At 75.3% G+C, this 19,365-nt stretch carries 14 protein-coding genes; 6 read left to right on the top strand and 8 right to left on the bottom strand.

Annotation, left to right across the window (positions count from 1 at the left end; all coding sequences use genetic code 11):
- Positions 1-36: 36 nt before the first annotated feature.
- Positions 37-2,634, top strand: coding sequence for a helix-turn-helix transcriptional regulator (locus tag K1Y72_RS37020; RefSeq protein ID WP_220164397.1), 2,598 nt, complete (start codon positions 37-39; stop codon positions 2,632-2,634).
- Between the two features lie 51 nt (positions 2,635-2,685).
- Complete coding sequence (locus K1Y72_RS07090; protein ID WP_220164395.1) at positions 2,686-3,306, top strand: hypothetical protein; 621 nt, start codon at positions 2,686-2,688, stop codon at positions 3,304-3,306.
- 4 nt (positions 3,307-3,310) lie between these two features.
- Here K1Y72_RS07090 and K1Y72_RS07085 read toward each other — a convergent pair whose 3' ends face one another.
- A complete protein-coding gene (locus K1Y72_RS07085; RefSeq protein ID WP_220164393.1) occupies positions 3,311-4,393 on the bottom strand; it encodes a hypothetical protein in 1,083 nt (360 codons plus the stop codon).
- 451 nt (positions 4,394-4,844) lie between these two features.
- On the opposite strand from K1Y72_RS07085, the gene K1Y72_RS07080 reads away from it, so the two are divergent.
- Complete coding sequence (locus K1Y72_RS07080) at positions 4,845-5,240, top strand: ATP-binding protein (protein ID WP_308286938.1); 396 nt, start codon at positions 4,845-4,847, stop codon at positions 5,238-5,240.
- 96 nt (positions 5,241-5,336) lie between these two features.
- Here the strand turns inward: K1Y72_RS07080 and K1Y72_RS07075 are convergent, their stop codons facing one another.
- The 7 genes from K1Y72_RS07075 to K1Y72_RS07045 all read right to left on the bottom strand — a co-directional run bounded on the left by K1Y72_RS07075 (position 5,337) and on the right by K1Y72_RS07045 (position 15,354).
- On the bottom strand, positions 5,337-6,941 hold the full coding sequence (locus K1Y72_RS07075; protein ID WP_220164391.1) for an AMP-binding protein: 1,605 nt from the start codon (positions 6,939-6,941) through the stop codon (positions 5,337-5,339).
- Positions 6,942-7,062: 121 nt separating this feature from the next.
- Entirely contained in the window at positions 7,063-8,262 is a 1,200-nt protein-coding gene (locus tag K1Y72_RS07070; protein WP_258572002.1) for an RsbRD N-terminal domain-containing protein, read from the bottom strand.
- A gap of 256 nt (positions 8,263-8,518) precedes the next feature.
- Positions 8,519-9,061 carry a hypothetical protein gene (locus K1Y72_RS07065; RefSeq protein WP_220164387.1) on the bottom strand — a complete coding sequence of 181 codons (543 nt, stop codon included), beginning with the start codon at positions 9,059-9,061 and terminating at the stop codon, positions 8,519-8,521.
- Positions 9,062-9,072: 11 nt separating this feature from the next.
- A complete protein-coding gene (locus K1Y72_RS07060) occupies positions 9,073-10,272 on the bottom strand; it encodes a lipase family protein (RefSeq protein WP_220164385.1) in 1,200 nt (399 codons plus the stop codon).
- Positions 10,269-11,366, bottom strand: a complete 1,098-nt coding sequence (locus K1Y72_RS07055; RefSeq protein WP_220164383.1) for a DUF6801 domain-containing protein — start codon at positions 11,364-11,366, stop codon at positions 10,269-10,271. The genes K1Y72_RS07060 and K1Y72_RS07055 overlap by 4 nt, the downstream gene beginning before the upstream one ends.
- A 63-nt stretch (positions 11,367-11,429) precedes the next feature.
- Positions 11,430-14,024, bottom strand: coding sequence for a fibronectin type III domain-containing protein (locus K1Y72_RS37015; RefSeq protein ID WP_308286941.1), 2,595 nt, complete (start codon positions 14,022-14,024; stop codon positions 11,430-11,432).
- 70 nt (positions 14,025-14,094) lie between these two features.
- Positions 14,095-15,354, bottom strand: a complete 1,260-nt coding sequence (locus tag K1Y72_RS07045; RefSeq protein ID WP_308286937.1) for a DUF6801 domain-containing protein — start codon at positions 15,352-15,354, stop codon at positions 14,095-14,097.
- A gap of 726 nt (positions 15,355-16,080) precedes the next feature.
- Here K1Y72_RS07045 and K1Y72_RS07040 point away from each other — a divergent pair.
- From K1Y72_RS07040 to K1Y72_RS07030, 3 genes are all read left to right on the top strand, one after another.
- Positions 16,081-17,301 (top strand): PucR family transcriptional regulator, encoded by a 1,221-nt coding sequence (locus K1Y72_RS07040; RefSeq protein WP_220164379.1) that lies wholly within the window; start codon positions 16,081-16,083, stop codon positions 17,299-17,301.
- Between the two features lie 90 nt (positions 17,302-17,391).
- Entirely contained in the window at positions 17,392-18,771 is a 1,380-nt protein-coding gene (locus K1Y72_RS07035) for a carboxypeptidase-like regulatory domain-containing protein (RefSeq protein WP_220164377.1), read from the top strand.
- Positions 18,772-18,941: 170 nt separating this feature from the next.
- Complete coding sequence (locus K1Y72_RS07030) at positions 18,942-19,349, top strand: DoxX family protein (RefSeq protein ID WP_220164375.1); 408 nt, start codon at positions 18,942-18,944, stop codon at positions 19,347-19,349.
- The last annotated feature ends 16 nt before the right edge of the window (positions 19,350-19,365 follow it).

Raw genomic sequence — 19,365 nt, 5'->3', positions numbered from 1 at the left:
CCCGGCGGGCCGCAGGTGCTCTCCGAGGTGCCGGCGGTGCCGGGATCCGGGGTTTCCGGGCGGGTGCTGCACGGGCGGGAGCGGGAGCTGGGGGTGCTCGCCGCGCTCCTGGACGGGGCGCGGGCCGGGCACGGCGGGGCGCTGGTCGTCACGGCGCCGCCCGGGTCCGGGCGGTCGGCGCTGCTGCGGGCGGTGCCCGCGGACGGGATGCGCGTCCTCGACACCGCGGGCGTCGCGGCCGAGCGGTGGCTGCCCTACGCGGGCCTGCACCGGCTGCTGCATCCGGCGCGGCCGCCGTCGCGCACGCCGTTCGCGGCCTGCTCGGCGCTCACCGGCGCCGCCGCCGAGCGGCCGCTGCTCTGCCGCGTCGACGACGCCGACCTGCTGGACGCCGACTCGCTCGCCGCGCTCGCCTTCACCGCGCGGCGCCTCCGCGACGTCCCGGCCGTCCTGCTGTTCGCGTCGGCCGACCCCGTCCCGCCGTGCCTCGCCGATCTACCGCGGCTCCCGCTGCCGCCGCTCGACGACGAGGCCGCACTGCACGTCCTGCACTCCGCTACAGGCGGGACGCTCGGCGTCGACCTCGCCGTAGAGCTCGCCGACCTCGCCGAAGGCAGCCCGCTCGCCCTCACGGAACTGGCGTCGTCGCTGACTCTTGAGCAGCTCGCCGGAACGGCGCCGCCGCCCGCCGCCGCCCCCGAGGACGGGCTCGTGCGGGCCCGCCACCGCGAGCGGTACGGGCGGCTGGCGGCGCCCGCCCGGCACGCGGTGCTGCTCGCCGCCGTCGCCGAGGAGCCGCTGCCGCTGCCCGCCCTGGCCGCGGCCACCGGCGGGACGCCCGGCAAGCGGCGCGCCGCCGTGGACGAGGCGTGCGCCGCCGGGCTGCTCAAGGTCCGCGACGGCCGCGCCGAGGTGCCGGGGCCGCTGCTCCGGTCGTCGGTGCGCGCCGAGGCCGGGGAGGCCGGGCGGCGGGACGCCCACCGCGCGCTCGCGGGCGCCCTCGGCAGCGCCCGGCACCGCGCGGCCCTCGCCGACGGTCCCGACGACGCCCTCGCCGACGAGCTCGCCGCGTCCGCCGCCACCGCCCGCGACTGGCAGCGCGCCGCCGAGCTCGCCACCGACCCGCGCACCCGCACCCGGCGGCTCCTCGCCGCCGCCCGCCGCGCCTGGGCGGACGGCCGGACGCGCCGGGCCCGCGCGCTGCTCCGCCGCGTCCCACCGAGCGACCCCGAGGCCGACCTGCTGCGCGGCGAGATCGAGCTGTGCGACGGGCGGCCGGTCGTCGCGGTCTGGATGATGCTGGAGGCCGCCGACCTGCTCGCCGCCCGCGACCGGACGCGGGCGCTCGCCGCGCTCGTCCAGGCCGGCGAGGCCGCCGACCTCATGGGCGACCCGCAGGTCCGGCTCGCCGTCGGCGCCCGCGCGGCGCGCCTGGAGCGGCCCGCGACGCCCGCGACGGCGCTGCTCGTCGCGCACGCCACCGGCATGGCCGAGGCGCACCAGGGCCGCTACGACGAGGCCGCCGGGCACCTCGGCAGGGTGCTGGAGCTCGCCGCCGACCGCGACCCCGCGACGCGGGCGTCCGCCGCCGTCGCCGCGCTCACCCTCGGCGACGACCGGCTGGCCCGCGACCTGGCCGCGCAGGCCGTCGCGGGCGCCCGCCGCACCGGCGACGCGCTGCTGGAACCGCGCGCGCTCGCCGTCCTGGCGCACTGCGAGATGGCCCTCGGGCGCTACCCGGCGGCGCAGGCGGCCGCGGCGGAGGGGATGCGGCTCGCCCGCTGCGCCGGGCAGCGCAACCGGGTCGTCGAGCAGCGCGCGATGCTCGGCCTGCTCGCCGCCTTCGCCGGCGACGAGCGGGCCGCGCTCGCGCACCTGGCGGGCGTCACCGAGGAGGCGGGGCGGCGCGGCCTCACCCGCGCCGCCGCGATGGCGTCCTGGGCGCTCGCCGCCCTCGACCTGGCGGGCGACCGGCCCGCCGACGCCGCCGCGCGGCTGCGGACGCCCGCCGGCGCCGCGCCGATCCATCCGACGGTCCGCATGCAGGCCGCGCCGCACTTCGTGGAGGCGGCCGTGCGGTCCGGGCGGGCGGGCGCGGCGGAACGCGCCGCCGCCGCGTTCGAGCGCTGGGCGGCGCTCGCCCGCAGCCCCGCCCGCCGGGCGCTCGCCGCCCGCTGCCGCGCCCTGGTCGCGGGTGACGCCGGCGACGCCGAGGGCCGCTTCGCCGCCGCGCTCCGGCTGCACGAGTCCGCCGACTCGGAGTTCGAGCTCGCCCGCACCGAGCTGCTGTACGGGCAGTGGCTCCGCCGCGAGCGGCGCCCCCGCGACGCCCGCGAGCACCTGCGCAACGCCGCGCACGCCTTCGCGCACTGCGGCGCGCCGCGCTGGGCCGAGCAGGCGACCGCCGAGCTGCGCGCGGCGGGCGACGCCGTCGCCGCGCCGTCCGGGTCGCTCGGCGGCCTCACCGCCCAGCAACAGCAGATCGCCCGGCTCGTCGCGAGCGGCGCCACCAACCGGGAGATCGCCGCCCGGCTCGTCATCAGCCCCCGCACCGTCGACCACCACCTGCGCAACATCTTCAGCCGCCTCGGGCTGCGCTCGCGCGTCGACCTGGCCCGGCTCCAGCTCTCCTGACGGCCGCCCCGCGGGCCCCGCACCCGCCTTTGCGGGCTATCGTCCAGAATCATGACGAAGGTGGGGCGGGAGATCATCGAGGGCTGCCGCGACAACCTCGGGCCGCCGCCGCGGGCGTTCGACCCGCGGACCGCCCGGGGGCTGCGCAGCGGCGTCCCGCTCTGGCTCCGGCTCGGCGGCGCCGACGCCCTCCGCCAAGTGATCGACGCCCAGGACCTGCTGCTCGCCGAGGGCCGCGCGGTGTGGGGCTGCGTCGTGCAGGCGCACGCGCCGCTGCTGCACCCGGGCCGCCGCGACCTGCCCGCCGTCGTCATCTACAGCCCCGACGCGATGTTCGACGACATGCCCGACGAGCTGCAGGACGTCGCCGCGCGGCTGTTCGCCGTCCGCGACACCGAGCCCGCCGACCCGGCGCTCCGCGAGCTCGCCCGGATGCTCGCCGAGCGGTCCCGGCGGCGGTCGGTCCGGCTGCCGCTGCCGCGCGCGCTCGTCGGCAGCGCGCCCGTCTACGCCACGACCGTCCTCGTCGTCCGCCGGCACCTGCCGCGGCGGCGCCTCAGCGCCGGGACGTTCCCGCTGCTCACCCATCCCGGCACCGACGCCACGATGATCGTGCCGAGCCGGTTCTGGCCGGACGCGCTGCACCGCCTCTGGCAGGCCGCCGAGGAGTGAGCGGTCAGGGCCGCCCGGCGTACCAGCGGCCGTCCCGGAGGGCCTGCGGCAACGCCGAAGGCTGGGCCGGGGGCTGGACGGGGATGCCGTGGACGGGCGTCTGCGCGCTCCGGCGGCGCCGCCCGACGTAGCCGGGACGCGCCGGGGCGGCGGGCGCCGGCGGGACGGCCGGGCGAGGCTTCCGCTCGTAGCGGGGGAAGGCGAGCACGGCGAGGACCGCGACGAGGACGGCGGCGGCCCGGACGCCCGCGGCCGTCCAGTCGCGCGGCCACGGCTCGCCGTACAGCAGCGTCGCCGCCAGCAGCAGGTGGATCTTGGCGGTGACGGTGAGGACGGTCGCCAGCACCGTGAGCCGGCAGCGCTGCAGCCCGATCGACAGCAGCCCGAGGCCGAGCACCCCCGCCACCAGGAAGATCGGCAGGAACGAGGAGGTGAACACCCCCGGCCGCCCGGCGCGCGCGGTGAGCGCCATGCCGAGCCCGCACGTCTCGGCGGTGCCGAGCAGCACGCCCGCCCCGATGCCGTAGGCGACGCCGGTGAGGCGCCGGGCGTGCCGGCCCGGGAGCAGCCGGTCGCGGGCGGCGAACAGCCAGAGCGGGACCAGCAGCGACGGCACGGCGACGAGCGCGATCCCCCACCACGGCGGCTGCGCGGCGAGCGGCGGCCGGGCGCCGACCGACAGCGGCGCGCCCGGGGCGAGGGCGAGCGACAGCGCCGCCACCGCCATCGCCGCGACGGTGACGAGCAGCGCCGCGCCCTCCCGGCGGGTCAGCCGCTCGCCGAACCGGCGGGCGCTCACCCCGAGCAGCAGGAGCAGGCTGCACGCGTGCGCGGGCAGCGCCGTGACGATGGGCAGGGTGAGCAGCGCGACGTCGGCCATCGAGAAGCCCGCCATCAGCACGGCGAACCCGCCGAGCCAGCGGCGCTCGCCGAGGATGTCGGCGACGGCGAGCAGCGGCCGCCGCGCGCTGAGCGGCGGCATCCGCGCCGCCGCGGACTTGAACAGGGCGAAGGCGACGACGAAGGCGGCCTGCGCGCCGCAGGCGAGGGACAGCGCGAATGCGGGCTCGGGCACGAACGCGGGCACGGGCGCCTCCGGGGTGGGAAGGGGCGTTGTCCCGGATGCTGGCATAACGCGGCGCGCGGGAAATCCCGGTCGGCGACGGAGAATCCGGGCGCGTTGTGGGTCCGGCTGAGCATTCGGGCGGAGAGCGCCGATAGCTGTCACACGATGCGCAGAAAATCGGCGGAGATAGCGCTTCGTCGCGCTATGGAGGGAGGCCCGGAGGAGGCGCGGCGGGCGTTCCGTCCCCTCTGCGCACCCGGCGGCACATCCGTCCGCGCCATCTGGCCGAGGTTCGGCACGCGCGGCCCCGATTCGGCTTATCGTGGACCGGTCCCGGCCGGCCGCGCGCACCGGCCGTGGCGTCCCGCCCGTCCCTGTCCAGGACGGCCGCACCCCGACCCGTTCAGTGTGGTGATCCCGTGATAATCGGCCCGACCGCCCGCACCCGCGCCGTCCATCCGGGCGGGCGGCCGTGACCGCGGCCCTGCACCCGATCGGCGAGCCGCTGCTGGTGACGGCGGGCCGCGAGTCCGGGCAGGCCGCCCGCCGCACCGTCCGCGAGCGCGCCGCCAAGGTGCTGGCCGATGCCGAGGCCCTCGACGACGTCGAGCTGATGGCGGCCGAGGCCATCGCCAACGCGGTGCTGCACGGGTCGGGCCTCATCCGGGTCGCGGTGCGCGGCGGCGACCGGCGGGTCCGCGTCGAGGTCCGCGACGGCGGCCCGACCCCGCGCGAGGAGGGCGCGCACCACCGCCTCGACCACGGCCGCGGCCTCGCCGTCATCGACGCGCTGGCCGCCGAATGGGGCCTGGAGCAGAGCCCCGACGAGACCAACCTGTGGTTCACCGTGGAGGCCCCCGCCCCCTGACCACCCGGTCGTCCCTCGTTGACTTGCGGCGTGTTGGCCTCTGGGAGCGCTCCCAGAGGCCAACACGCCGCATCTCGACGAGGGGTGACCAGGGGGTCAGGCGGGTTCGGTGCGGGGGAGGTCGCGGCGCAGGACCTTGCCGGTGGCGTTGCGCGGCAGCTCGGGCAGGAAGTGCACGTCGCGCGGGACGGCGAAGCGCGCCAGGTGCTCGCGGACGTGCGCGCGGACGTCGTCCACGGTCGCCGCCGCGCCCTCGGCGAGGACGACGTAGGCGGCGAGCCGCTCGCCGAACTCGGCGTCGGGGACGCCCAGCACGGCGGCCTCGCGGAGCTGCGGCATGCGCAGCAGCACCTCCTCGACGGCGCCGGGGAAGATGTTCTCCCCGCCCGACACGATCATGTCGTCGTCGCGGCCGTCCACGAACAGCCGCCCGTCGCCGTCGAGGTGCCCGAGGTCGCCGAGGCTCATCAGGCCGTCCCGCATCTCCTTGCCGCCGCCGCTGGTGTAGCCGGCGAACAGCAGCTCGTTGGCGGCGAAGATGCGGCCGGTGACGCCGGTCGGGACGGGCTCGCCCGCCGCGTCCAGGATCGCCAGCCGGGTGCCGGGCGGCGGGGTGCCGGCGGTGTCGGGCCGCCGCCGCAGGTCGGCGGGCGTCGCGATGGTCACCCAGGACGCCTCCGTCGACCCGTACAGGTTGTAGAGGCCGTCGCCGAAGGCGTCCATGTAGGCGGTCGCGAGGGCGCCGGGCAGCGCCGAGCCGCTGACGGCGGTGATGCGGAGCGCGGAGTGGTCGAAGGCGCCGATCGTCTCGGGCGCCAGCTCCAGCATCCGCTGGAGCATCACCGGGACGGCGATGAGCGCGGTGCAGGCGTGGTCGCGGAGCGCGGCGAGCGTCCCGGCGGGGTCGAACCGCTCGCGCAGGACGACGGTGGCGCGCAGCGAGATCGCCGCCTGGAGCATCGCGTAGCCCCAGGTGTGGAAGAGCGGCGCCTCGATGAGCATCCGCTCGTGCACGCGGAGCGGGATGCGCGACAGGATCGAGGCGAGCGGGCTGAGGCCCGGCCTGCTGTGCCGGTCGGCGCCCTTCGGGGCGCCGGTGGTGCCCGAGCTCAGCATGATGGTGCGGCCGGCGTGGCCGGGCGGGGCGACGTCGGCGTCGGGGGCGTCGCGGACGAGCGCGTCCAGGCCGCCGTCGTCGGCCACCACCGCCCGCACCTTGGCGGGCACGGCGGCGAGGAAGTCGGCGAAGCCGGAGTCGGCGACGACGACGTCCACGTGCTGCTGTTCCAGCACGCCGAGGAGCTGGTCGGTGCTCATGCCGGTGTTCAGCAGGACGACGTCGGCGCCGCGCTTGCTGCACGCCACGAGCGTCTCGACCATGCCGCGGTGGTTGCGGCAGAGCACCGCGACGCGGGCCGGGTCGCCGAACCGGCCGAGGGCGAGGGCGAGCCGGTCGGTGCGCCGGTCCAGCTCGGCGTAGCCGACGGTGCCGCGCTCGTCGACGAGCGCGGGGCGGGCCGGGTCGCGGGCGGCGGCCGAGGCCACGGTGCCGCCGAGCAGGGTGCCCCACTTGCGCAGCTGGGCGAGCTGGCGGGCGACCCGCACGGGCGGGCCGGGCCGCCAGAGGCCGCTGCGGGCGAACATCCCGCCGACGCGGGCGGCCGCCCGCGTCCGGTCGCCGAACTCCGCTGGTCCGATCATGAGGTGCTCACCCGTCGTCCGTCGTCGCAGATCATCCGGTGGTCACGGCACGGTACGGGGACCGGCCGCTCGAAGGCTCCTGTGCGGGGGGAGGGGTTCCCCGCCGGTTTTGTCAGCCGGTTCACAACGGGCCGCCCGCCGCGCGCGCCGCGAGCCGGGCGTGCAGGATCAGCTCCAGTTCCAGGCAGCGGCGCGGGTCGCGCAGGCCGTCGCCGAACAGCCCTTCGAGCTGCCGGAGCCGGTAGCGGACGGTCTGCGGGTGCACGCTCAGCCGCTTGCTGGCCTGCGCGGCGTTGAAGTTGCTCTCCAGCAGCGCCAGCAGGGTGCGGGTGAGGCGGTCGCGCTGCGCGGGCGCGAGGCGGCTGAGCGGCGCGAGGCGCGCGCCGGCCGCGTCGTCGATCAGCTCGCCGGCGCGGAACACCACCAGCGGCGCCAGGTGCTCGGCGCTCCGCACGAGCCCGGCGGAGGGGACGACGCCGCGCACCGCGAGCGTCAGCGTGTCGCGGGCCCAGCGCAGGGACTCCCGGGCGCGGGCCGTCGGGACGGCCGGGCCGACCGCGACGATCCAGTCGGGCGCGAGCGCCTCCAGGGCGGCCGCGCCGTCGCCGCCGCGGCCGCTGCCGTCGCCGGGCAGCAGCATGTGCGGTTCGGGGCCGCCGAAGTCGACGAGCAGGTCGTCGGGGACGGCGAGGCGGGACGCGCCGCCGTGGCGGGGGCGGACGGCGGCGGCCGCGACGGTCCGCGGCAGCGGCCAGCGCGCCCGCGCGGCGAGCGCGCCGGTCTCGTGCGGCGCGGCGGCGGGCTCGGCGAGGAGCAGCGCGAGCAGCCGGGTGCGGTGCCGCCGCACCGTCTCGGCGGCCTCCTGGTACTCGGCCTGGTACCCGGCGGTGACCAGGGACGACAGCGCGTCCAGGTAGCCGAACTGGGCCTCCATGAGCTGCCCGAGGACGTCCTGGTCGAGGTCCAGGACGGCGGTGAAGGAGCCGATGCCGCGCCAGGCGGCGAGCGCGGCGCGGCGGAGCGCCCGGTGCGCCTCCGCCGGGTCGCGGCCGTTGCGCGCCATGGCGCGGCCGACGTCGCGGTAGCGGGCCGCGACGCCGTCCCAGCCGGTGGCGGGGTCCTCCAGCAGGTCGCAGAAGTGGCGGAGGCCCGCGCGGACGACGGCGCGGAGGCCGTCCTCGTCGCGGGCCGGCGGGTCGAGCGGGGGCCCGTGCCCGTGGCCGAGCAGTTCGTGGATCAGGTCGTCGGCGGCGCCGTCGAGGGCGAGCCGCAATCGCGCGCCGACCCATGCGGGAATGGCGTCGAACGGGCGGAGGTCCAAGGGCGCGACCGAAAGGGGCGCGGCGGGCGAAGGCGTTTCGGGCAGGGGTGCAGTGGGCAAAGGGGACTCCCGCATCGCGTGGAATTCCGACCCGTCAAGGATCACGTAATCAGGCCCTCGCCGATTGTGCGGAGGGAAATACCTTCGGCCGTGAAATCTCGGGCCGTTTAATAAGACCACCCGGTCATTTCCGGGGGTGTTCCGAAAAACGCGAGGCCCCGGCGCGCGCGTCCGCGCCGGGGCCGAACGCCGGGGGCTACGCCTTCTGCTTCGCGCAGGACGCCGCCGAGTCGAACGCCTTGTCCAGCGCCGGGTTGGCCTTCTGCAGGTCCTGGGCGGGGCCCTTGTAGGTGGCCGAGGCGACCATGATCTTGTTGAGCGAGGTCAGCTCCCGGCGCAGCGACGCCTGGTCGCTGACCTTGGCCTTGGCGAGCCGGGTCCGGGCCTGCGCCAGCGAGGCGCGGGTGGCGCGCAGCCGTGCCAGCGTCCGCTGCACCGACGCCTGCCCGCCGGACACCGACGCGGGCGGCGTGCCGACCTTGGTGAGGCCGATCTCCATCGACTCCAGGCGGGCGTCGACGTCGCCGAGGAACGTCACGACGTTCTTCTTGTAGACCTTGGCGTCGGCGTTCACGGCGGGCAGCCGCAGTTGGGCGGCGCTCTGGTTGACCGAGTCGCAGACCTTGCCGGCCCAGGCGACCTCGGGGCCCTTCGGGCCGCCGTCGTCCTTCTTGTCGGAGCCGCAGCCGGCGAGCGGCAGGGCGGCGGCGAGCAGGACGGTGAGGGCGATGCGCTTCATCGGGTGCTCCTTCAGCAATTCGGGGTGGGTGCCTTGCCGGCGAACCTGTCGGCGATGAAGGCCAGGGCGTCGGCGTTGCCGCGCGCGACGCCGGTGATGTGGTCGACGTCGTAGGTCGTCCAGGTGTCCTGGACGCCGAGCGCGCAGTACTTGCCGCGCAGCGTCCGGTCCTGGCCGATGGCCACGATGTCGTCCTTGGTGCCGTGGTAGTGCAGGACCGGCACCTTGATCGGGGAGCCGCCCAGCCGGTTCTCGGTGACGCGCGCCTGCCAGGCGGGGTCGGAGAACGGCGACTTCGTCATGTAGGGCGTGATGAGCTTGCCGCTGTACTGCGTCAGCAGTTCGAGCGTGCAGGCGTTGGCGTTGAGGTCGGCGAACGCGGTGCGGCCGGCGTCCTTGAGGTAGGAGTCGAGGGCCAGCTCGGGGTAGGCGTTGTCCAGGCCGATCATGGCGTCGAACAGGAACCCCGAGCCGCGCTTGCCGTTCAGCGGCAGCGCGACCTGGACGAGGTCGGCCGGGACGCCGCCGCCGACGACGCCGGCGAGCTTCAGCTCGGGCGCGTACGTCGGCTGCATCTCCCCCGCCCACATGGACGCGCCGCCGCCCTGCGAGTAGCCGCGGAACGCGACCTCGGCGTCGGCCGACAGCCCGGCGGCGGGCAGCCGCTGCGCCGCGCGGACGGCGTCCATGAGGGCGGGCCCCATGGACCGGCCCGTCATGTAGGTGGTCTTCGGGTCGGGGTGGTAGCCCTCGTAGTCGGTGGCGGCGACGGCGTACCCGGCGCGCAGCATGTCGTTGATCGCGGGCTGCTCGTAGAAGGCGCCCTGGTCGATGAACTTGGACGGCGCGCAGCGGAACGCCGGGCCGCTCGTCCCGGGCGCGAACCCGACGATCGGCGCGGTGGCGCGGTCGGCGGACTTCGGGACGAGGACGGTGCCGGTGACGGCGTCGGGGCGGCCGAGACCGTCCGTGGACAGGTACATGACCTGCCAGGCGTCGGCGAGGCCGCGCGCGGTCGGCGGGCCGGCCTTGGACGGGCGCCAGCGGATGACGTCGCCGGGCTTTCCGTCGGGCAGCGGGCTCGGCGGGACGTAGAAGGCGTCGCCGGCGGGCGCCGGGTCGCCGGGCGCGGCGTGCGCGGGGGCGCCGCACAGGGCGGCCGCGGCGAGGGCGAGCAGGGCGGCGAGCCGCCGGGCGCGGGTGCCGTTCATCCGTCGGCCCTCCTGGTGAGCTGGACGTCGAGGGTGTTGCCGGGGCCGCTGACCGACGAGCCGAGCAGCCCGGTCAGCGCGCCGCAGCCGGTGAGGGCGGCCAGCTCGAACGTGCCGGTGACGCGTCCCCCGGCGGCCGGGTCGAACGCGCCCTGCGAGGAGAGCGCGACGTCCGACGGCGCGGCCGTCTGGCAGGTGTCGCCGCCGCCGACCGGCAGCCCGAACAGGGTGAAGGCGGTGAAGCGGGTGAGGACGCTCGCCTTGCCGGTGAGGGTGCCGTCCTTCAGCGTCCCGGTGGCGGGGCCTTGCGGGACGGGCGTGACGGATGCGTCGACGGGCAGGAAGCCGAGCAGCTTCACGGTGCCCTTGGCTGAGGCGAGGGTGAGCGCGGCGGTGAAGTTCCCGGCGGCGTCGAGGTCGGCGGCGGCGGCGCCGGTGACCGGCAGGGCGCCGCCGGCGGCCTTGACGGCGGCGGTGCCCTTCACGTCGTAGTCGTGGTGCTGCGGCGTCCCGCCGCCGATGCGAACGGTGGCGAGGGTGGCGTCCTGGCCGGGGTCCTGCACGCACTCGGACTCGAAGGTGTCGAGACCGGTGAGGGTGCCGTCCGCCAGCCGGGGCGTGAGGGTGAGGACGAGGTCGCCGAGGCCGATCGTCGCGGTGCCCGCCTTGGTGAAGCGGATCGACGGCGTCTGCCCGTGCGCGCGCACCGTCGTGTCGCCGGACGCGGGCAGGTCGGTGCGGGCGATGGCGTTCGGCGCCTTGATCTTCACGTCGCCCTGGGGGGCGGCGACGGTGACGGCGGCCGACGCGGTGCCCTCCAGCGTCGTCGCGCCGACCTCGTGCAGGCCTTGCACGGACGCGGCGCCGACGACGGCGTCCGCGTCCACCACGATGGGCGGCAGCGCGGCGCCGACGTCCACCGCGGCGGGCACGTCGGAGGCGATGGTGACCTTGACCGGCTGCGCGCCGAGCAGCGGGAACTGGCACCGGTAGGTCAGGGTCAGCGACACCGGGTCCGCCGCCGCCGGGCCGCCGAGGGCGGCGAGGCCGGGCAGGGCGAGCGCGGCGGCGGCGAGGAATGCCTTGGTTCTCAACGTGCCACCTTGCCGGGAGGGGCGGACGGCCCCGGGCCGCGCGGGCCCGGGACCGTCGCGCGGCTACTTCTTGGGGGTGAGGGTCGCGGTGATGGTGTTGCCCTTGCCCGCGGTGAACGCGCTGAGCAGGGGCGTCAGCGCGCCGCAGTTCTGGATGGCGGACAGGTCGTAGGCGCCCTTGACGTCGCCGCCCTTGGTCGGCGCGAACACGCCGGTCGAGGTCAGCGTGATGTCGGACGGCTTGGCGGTCTGGCACTGGTCGCCGCCGCCGAGCGGGATGCCGAACAGGGTGAAGCTCGGCAGCTTGGCGATCACCTGCGAGTGCGAGGTGAGGATCTTGGTGGTCGGGTCGAGCCTCCCGGTGGTCTTGCCCTGCGGGACCAGCTGGATCTGGGCCTGCGCGGGCAGGAAGCCGAGCAGCTTGAAGTCGCCCTTGGTCGGGTCCAGCGCCAGGTCGGCGGTGAACTCGCCGGTGGACAGCTTCAGGTTGGCGTTGATGGAGCCGTTCAGCGGGGCGGTCCCGTTCGGGGTCTTGACGAACGTCGAGCCCTTGAGGGTGTAGCCGTAGCTGACGGTGCCGCCCTCGTCCTTGGCGGTGTGCGCCGCGACGGGCCCGGCGGCCGCGGACAGGTTGCCCTTGGCGTCCTTGGCCTTGACGGTGAAGGCGTAGTCGGTGTCGGCGGCGAGGCCGGTGACCGAGACGCCGGTGGCGTCGGCGCCGGCGGTCGCGACGACCTTGCCGTCCGCGCCGTACACCTCGTAGCCGGCGAGGTCGCCGTCCTGGTCGGTGGCGGCGGTCCAGGTCAGCGGCACGCTGTTCTTGGTCGCGGTGCCGGCGGCCAGGTTGCCGGGCGCCGTCGGGGCGTGCTGCTCGACGGGCTTCGGCTGGGTGCGCACGGTCCCGGCGGGGGACGCCTCGGACACGTGGCCCTTGGCGTCCTTGGCCTGCACCGTGAAGGTGTAGTCGGTGTCGGCGTCCAGCCCGGTGATCGTCGCGGTGGTCTCGGTGGCGCCGGTCGAGGCGACCACCTGGTCGCCCCGGTAGACGTCGTAGCCGGCGAGGTCGCCGTCGGCGTCGGTGGACGCCGCCCACGACAGCGCCACCGAGTCCTGGGTGGCGGTGCCGGCCGGCTTGCCGGGCGCGGTGGGCGCGGTGCCCTCGGGCTCCTGGCCCTTCTCGGTGTGCAGGGTGACCGCGTCGGACGCCGCCGAGGCGTTGCCCTTCGCGTCCTTGGCCTTGACGGTGAAGGTGTAGTCGGTGTCGGCGGTCAGGCCCGCGATCGTCGCGGTGGTGGTGGCCGCGTCGGTGGACGCGACGACCTTGCCGTCGGCGCCGTACACGTCGTAGCCGGCGAGGTCGCCGTCCTCGTCGCTGGAGGCGCCCCAGCTGACGGTCGCGGTGTTCTCGGTGGTGGTGCCGCTCGGCGCGCCCGGCTTGGTCGGCGGGTGGTCGACCGGCTGGGCCTGCTCGGTGTGGACGGTGACGGCGTCGGAGGCGTCCGACTCGTGCCCGGCGGCGTCGCGCGCCTTCACCGTGTAGGTGTAGTCGGTGTCGGCGGACAGCCCGCTGATCGTCGCGGTGGTGGCGTCGGCGCCGGTCGAGGCGACCTTGGTCGCGCCGCTGTAGACGTCGTAGCCGGCCAGGTCGCCGTCGGCGTCGGTGGACGCGCCCCACGTCAGCGTCGCGGAGTTCTCGGTGGTGGTGCCGGTCGGCGTGCCGGGCTTGGTGGGCGCGCTGGCCTGCGGGGCGCCCTTCTGGGTGTGGACGGTGACGGCGTCGGAGGCGTCGGACGTGCGGCCCGCGGCGTCCTTGGCCTTCACCGTGTAGGTGTAGTCGGTGTCGGCGGACAGCCCGCTGATGGTGGCGCTGGTGGTGGTCGCGTTGGTCGACGCGACGACCTTGCCGTCGGCGCCGTAGACGTCGTAGCCCGCCAGGTCGCCGTCGGCGTCGGTGGACGCGCCCCACGTCAGCGTCGCGGAGTCCTTGGTGGTGGTGCCGGTCGGCGTGCCGGGCTTGGTGGGCGCGCTGCCCGCCGCGGTGATGTCGAACTCGGCGAGGCTGGTGTTCTGGCCGGGCACGAGGGTGCAGGCGACGTTGTGGATGTCGGCCGTCGGGTCGGGGATCTCGACCTCGTTGCCGTCGCTGTCGCGGGGCGTGATGTTGAGCTTGAGGTCCCCGACGGTGATCTTGGCGTGGCCGGCCTTGGAGAACCGGATCGCCGGCGCCTGGCCGGACCCGTGCAGGTCGAACGGCACCGGGGTGTCGCTGACCGGCAGCGTCGTCTTGTCCAGGATGACCGGGACCTTCACGGCCACGTTGCCCTGCGGGGCGATGACGGTGGAGTTGGCGGTCGCGGTGCCCTCCAGCGTGGTCGCGCCGACCAGGTTCAGGCCCGACCAGGTGTCCTCGTTCTGGGTCGAGGTCACGTCGATGATGATCTTGGGGATGGGGGTGTTGACCGGCACCGACTTCGGGATGTCGGACTTGATCGCCGCGGTCACCACCTGCTCGCCGATCAGCGGGAAGGTGCAGTTGTACTTCAGCGTCAGCGACACCGGGTCGGCCGACGCGGGCGGGGCCGCCAGCAGCCCGGCGACCAGGCCGCCGGCCGCGGTGGCCGCCAGGGCGAGCCGGACCTTGCCGGCCTTGCTCTTCACGTTCAAGGGGGCGCCTTTCGGGAACGGCCCCGGGCTCGCACGGGAGCCCGGGGCCGGCGGAGGGTGGGGGTTACTTCTTGGGGGTGAGGGTCGCGGTGATGGTGTTGCCCTTGCCCGCGGTGAACGCGCTGAGGATCGGCGTCAGGATGTTGCAGTCCTTGATCTCGGACAGGTCGTAGGTGCCCTTGATGTCGCCGCCCTTGGTCGGCGCGAACACGCCGGTCGAGGTCAGCGTGATGTCCGACGGCGTCGCCGTCTGGCACTGGTCGCCGCCGCCGAGCGGGATCCCGAACAGGGTGAAGCTCGGCAGCTTGGTGATCACCTGCGAGTGCGTCGTGAGGATCTTGGTGGACGGGTCGAGCTTGCCGGTCGTCTTGCCCTGCGGCACGAGCTGGATCCCGGCCTGGACCGGCAGGAACCCGAGGATCTGGAAGTCGCCCTTGGTCGGGTCCAGCGCCAGGTCGGCGGTGAACTCGCCGGTGGACAGCTTCAGGTTCGCGTCGATCGACCCGTTCAGCGGCGCGGTGCCGTTCGGGGCCTTGACGAACGTCGAGCCCTTGAGGGTGTAGCCGTACTTCACGGTGCCGCCGCCACCGGTGTCGGTCGGCGTCGGGGTCGGCGTCGGCGTGTCCGTCGGCGTGGGGGTGGGCGTGGGGGTCGGGGTGTCGGTCGGCGTCGGCGTCGGCGTGGTGCCGCCGTCGGTGATGTCGAACTCGGCGAGGCTGGTGTTCTGCCCCGGCAGGAGCGTGCACGCGACGTTGTGGATGTCGGCGCTCGGGTCGGGGATCTCGACCTCGGCGCCGGTGCTGTCGCGCGGGGTGATGTTGAGCTTCAGGTCCCCGACGGTGATCTTGGCGTGGCCGGCCTTGGAGAACCGGATCGCCGGGGCCTGGCCCGAGCCGTGCATGTCGAACGGCACGGGGGTGTCGCTGACCGGCAGCGTCGTCTTGTCGAGGACGACCGGCACCTTGACGGCGACGTTGCCCTGCGGCGCGATGACCGTCGAGTTCGCCGTGGCGGTGCCCTCCAGGGTGGAGGCGCCGACCAGGTTCAGGCCCGACCAGGTGTCCTCGTTCTGCGTCGAGGTCACGTCGATGACGATCTTGGGGATGGGGGTGTTGACCGGCACCGACTTCGGGATGTCGGACTTGATGGCCGCGGTGACGGTCTGCTCGCCGATCAGCGGGAAGACGCAGGTGTACTTCAGCGACAGCGACACCGGGTCGGCGGACGCGGGGCCCACGCCCGCCACCCCGACGAACCCGGTCACCAGACCGGCGGCGGCGGTGCCGGCGAGCGCCAGGCGGACCTTTGCGGACTTGCTTTTCACGTTCACGTGTTACCTCTCACGTAAGCGATGGAGACCGGAGCATCTCGCCGGCCCTCGGGACCGCCATTCACCTCCGTCGGGCGGCCGAGGATGGGGTGGGAAATGCGTGTACGGCGATGTCGAAGGGCAGCCGATTTCGCCGGAGCCGGGACGCGGAACACCAGATACCCGCTGGTCCTCCGCCGTTCGACCTGGCCCGCGATCATTTCTGCCGCATCGTTCGGGGGCTACGAAGGCGCAAGCTATCCGGCGCCGGAAGGCAAGTCCATACATTCTTCCGGGGCCCGGAAAATTTCATCAGTAGTGAGCGTCGGCGGCGCGGGCGACTATCAACGGAGGCCAATCGGGGAGGAAACCGCGCGCCCGGACGCGGCGCCCGTCCGGGCGGTTTTCTGCATCGCCGACGAATTCCGGGGCGCCGTTCGCTCACCCGGGTGCATGGTTTCCGGGAATGCCGTTCCGATTGTCAGCGGGTGAGCAGCGGGCGCCTCCGGTTTGTGCCTCGCACGTACGGACCGGCGGCCCGTTCCGCGGTTACCGTCGCGGTGTCCTGGATCACGTCAGGCACGGCGCGCAGGGGTTCGGTTCGAACGCGCGTCCCACCCCCCGGCGTGGTCCGCGCGCTACCCCCCGCCCGCCCGCCGGGCCGGAGGCGCGGAGCCGCCCCGCTCCGCCCGCCGGCGTCCTCCCCGGCGGGCGGGACGGCGGTGGAGGAGGTGCACCGACATGACTTCAGCCCTCGACGCCGGCCCGCTCACCGAGCCGTCGGCGCCGCTGCCCCGCCGGCTGGCGCAGCTCATGCGGCCCGAGCTGCCCAGCCTGAGCGACGAGATCATCGCCGAGATCCGCCGCGCGGTGCCCGAGTACGCCCGGCCGCTGGACGGCCCGTACGGGCAGGTGCTGCGCGCCGCCGTCCAGCAGAACCTCGCCGCGTTCGTGGACCGCGTCGCGGGCGGCGACGCCGCCGCGCCGAACGACGGGCCCCGCCGCCTCGGCCAGTACGAGGCCCGCGAGGGCCGCAGCATGGACTGCCTTCAGGCCGCCTACCGGATCGGCGGGCAGGTCGCCTGGCGGCGCATCATGCGGGTCGCGCCGCGCTACGACATCTCCTCGTCGATCATGTCGCGGCTCGCCGACGCCCTGTTCGTCTACCTGGACGAGCTCGCCGCCCAGTCGCTGGACGGCTACCTGGAGGCGCGCGCCCACCCCGGCGCGGCGCTGGAGGAGCGGCGCCGCCGCCTGCTGCGCACCCTGCTCGACCCGGCGGCCGTCCCCGGGCCCGCGCTGCTGGACCTCGCGGCCGCGGCGGGCTGGCCGATGCCGTCCACCGTCACCGTCGTCGCGCTCCGGCCGGGCGCGCGCAGCCTGCGCGGCGCCCTCGACGGCGACGTCCTCGCCGACCTGGAGCACCCCGAGCCGGCGCTGATGCTGCCCGGACCGCTCGACACCGCCCGCGCCGCGATGCTGGAGGCCGCCTTCCCGGGCCGCCGGCTCGCCGCCGGGCCGCCCGTCCCGCCCGGCCGCACCGGCGACGCGCTCCGCTGGGCGCGCCAGGCGCTCGCCCTCGCCGCCGAGGGCGTCCTCGACGGCGGCGCGGTGATCCGCTGCGAGGACCACCTGGTCACGCTCTGGCTGATGGGCGACCGGCCGCTGCTGGACCAGGTCGCCGGGCGGTTCCTCGACGTCCTGGACGCGATGACCCCCGGCCAGCAGGACCGCATCACCGAGACGCTGCGGACCTGGCTCGTCACCCGCGGCACCGCCGCCGAGATCGCCCGCCACCTGCACATCCACCCGCAGACCGTCCGCTACCGCATGCGCCGCATCGAGCAGGCCCTCGGCGACCGCCTCGGCGACCCCGAGGCCCGCTTCGGCATCGAGGCCGTCCTGCGGGCGATGGAGCTGCGCGAGCGGTCCGTCCCGCCGCCGCGCCCGGCCTGCCGGTAAGGGATGGATCATCACCGTTCTGACCGGTATTGTCATGCCCTCTCCCCGCGGGCGCCCCACCGGTCGCGCCCGCCTCTCCGAAGGTGATACGTGAAGCGTTCCCTCGCGCTCGGCCTGACGGCCGTGCTCGCGCTCCCCCTCCTGTCCGCCCCGGCCGCGGCGGACCCGAAGGCCGCGGTGACCATCGCGCTGTCGTCGGCCCCGGCCGTGCTCGACGCCGAGCACCTGACCTCCGTCCTGACCGGCCGCGTCACCGCGGGCGACGACGCGCACCCCGTCGCCGGCACCGCCGTGCACCTGCGCGGCCCCGCCGGCAGCACCGTCGCCGACGCCACCACCGACGAGACGGGCGGCTTCACCGCCGCCTACGACTCGCACGGCTTCGCCGGCGACGTGTTCGTCGCCACCGACGAGACCGACGACCGGTACGCGGGCGGCGGCAGCTCCTACATCGGCGTCACCCCGGCGCCCGTCGACTTCACCCTCGCCACCGACAAGGCCCGCTACGACCAGGGGCAGAAGGCCGTCGTCAGCGGCCGCCTCCAGTGGCGGTCGTCCACCGGCGCGCGCGACCTGGCGGGCGCGCCGCTGAAGATCGAGATGTCGCAGTCCTACTGCGGGCAGCCGTCCCCGGTCGTCGCGCTGAAGACCGCCGCCGACGGCACCTACACCGCCTCGTTCACGCCGACGTGCTCCGTCGTCTGGTTCAACGGCGCGACCGCGTTCGCCGCGGGCCAGCCGTACGAGCAGACCACCGCCTCGGCGACGGTGAAGGTGCGGGCGAAGGCCAACGTCGTGCTGAACGGCACCATGGACCCGTTCGGCAAGGTCCAGCTCAGCGGCTGGGTGCTGCCCGCCGCGAACTCCTTCGGCGACAGCGCCGCGGACGGCGGCAAGGTCGTCCTGGAGCGGTCCTGGAACGGCACGTCCGGCTGGAAGGCGCTGAAGACCCTCAGCGTCCGCGACGACGGCTTCAACACGACCTTCACCACCGACAGCTCGGCCTTCTACCGGGCACGGTTCCAGGGCGACGCCGGCATCCAGCCCGGCACCAGCCCCGTCCGCAAGCTCTGGCGCTGGACGACCAAGATGTCCAAGATCAAGGCGGCGCCGAAGAAGCTGCGCCGCAACAAGTACACGCGCGTCACCGGCGCGCTGTACCGCTACTCCAGCACCAAGCAGAAGAAGGCGGCGCCCTACGCCGGCCAGAAGGTCGAGATCATCTTCCGGTTCAAGGGCAAGAAGACCTGGTACCACCTGGCGTGGGCCAAGACCGACAAGAAGGGCCGCTTCAGCCGCAAGGCCAAGGCGTACGGCGACGGGTACATCGCCGTGCAGTTCCTCGGCGGCAAGGACACCTGGTCGGTCGGGTCGCCGAACCTGGCCGGCATCAACACCTACGCGCTGACCGCGACCGGCCCCGGCGACCTCGCCGGACCGCGCCCGGTCACCGTGGCGCCGCGTCCCTGACGCCGCCCTGACGCAGCACCGCCCCCGCACCCGGCCCGGTGCGGGGGCGGTCGCACGTCCGGGCGCCGGAAAAGAAATCCGGAAAGTTCTCAGGCGCGGTGTCGATCGGGGGCGGGGGCGTTCGACGCAGGGGTGAGAGCACGACCGAGCGCCTTGCGAAGGAGAACATCATGACCGCGATCCAGACCCCCGCCGCCACCTCTTCCACCTCCGCCGGGACGCGCGTCCTGTGGGCGTTGCAGATCCTGGTGGGGCTGTTCCTGCTGATCGGGTCGGCGATCCCCAAGTTCGTGGGGCAGAGCGACGCCGTTCGGGTGATCGCCGAGATCGGCTGGGGTCAGTGGCTGCGCTACGTCACCGGGTTCTTCGAGGCGGCCGGGGCGATCGGCCTGATGGTCCCGCGGCTGGCGGGTGCGGCGGCCACCGGGCTGATCGCGCTGATGATCGGCGCGGCCGTCGTCCAGGTCACCGTGCTGGGCTCGGTGGCGGGCGCGGCGTTCCCCCTCGCCCTGGGCGTCCTGTTCGCCGTCGTGGCCTGGCGGCGCCGCGCCGACACGCTCGCGCTGCTGCGCCGCTGAACGCCCGCGGACGGCC

Source organism: Actinomadura parmotrematis, from assembly GCF_019458805.1.
GTDB lineage: Bacteria > Actinomycetota > Actinomycetes > Streptosporangiales > Streptosporangiaceae > Spirillospora > Spirillospora parmotrematis.
The sequence above is the reverse complement of the archived record's forward strand: the minus strand, read 5'-3'. Positions and strand labels throughout refer to the sequence as shown.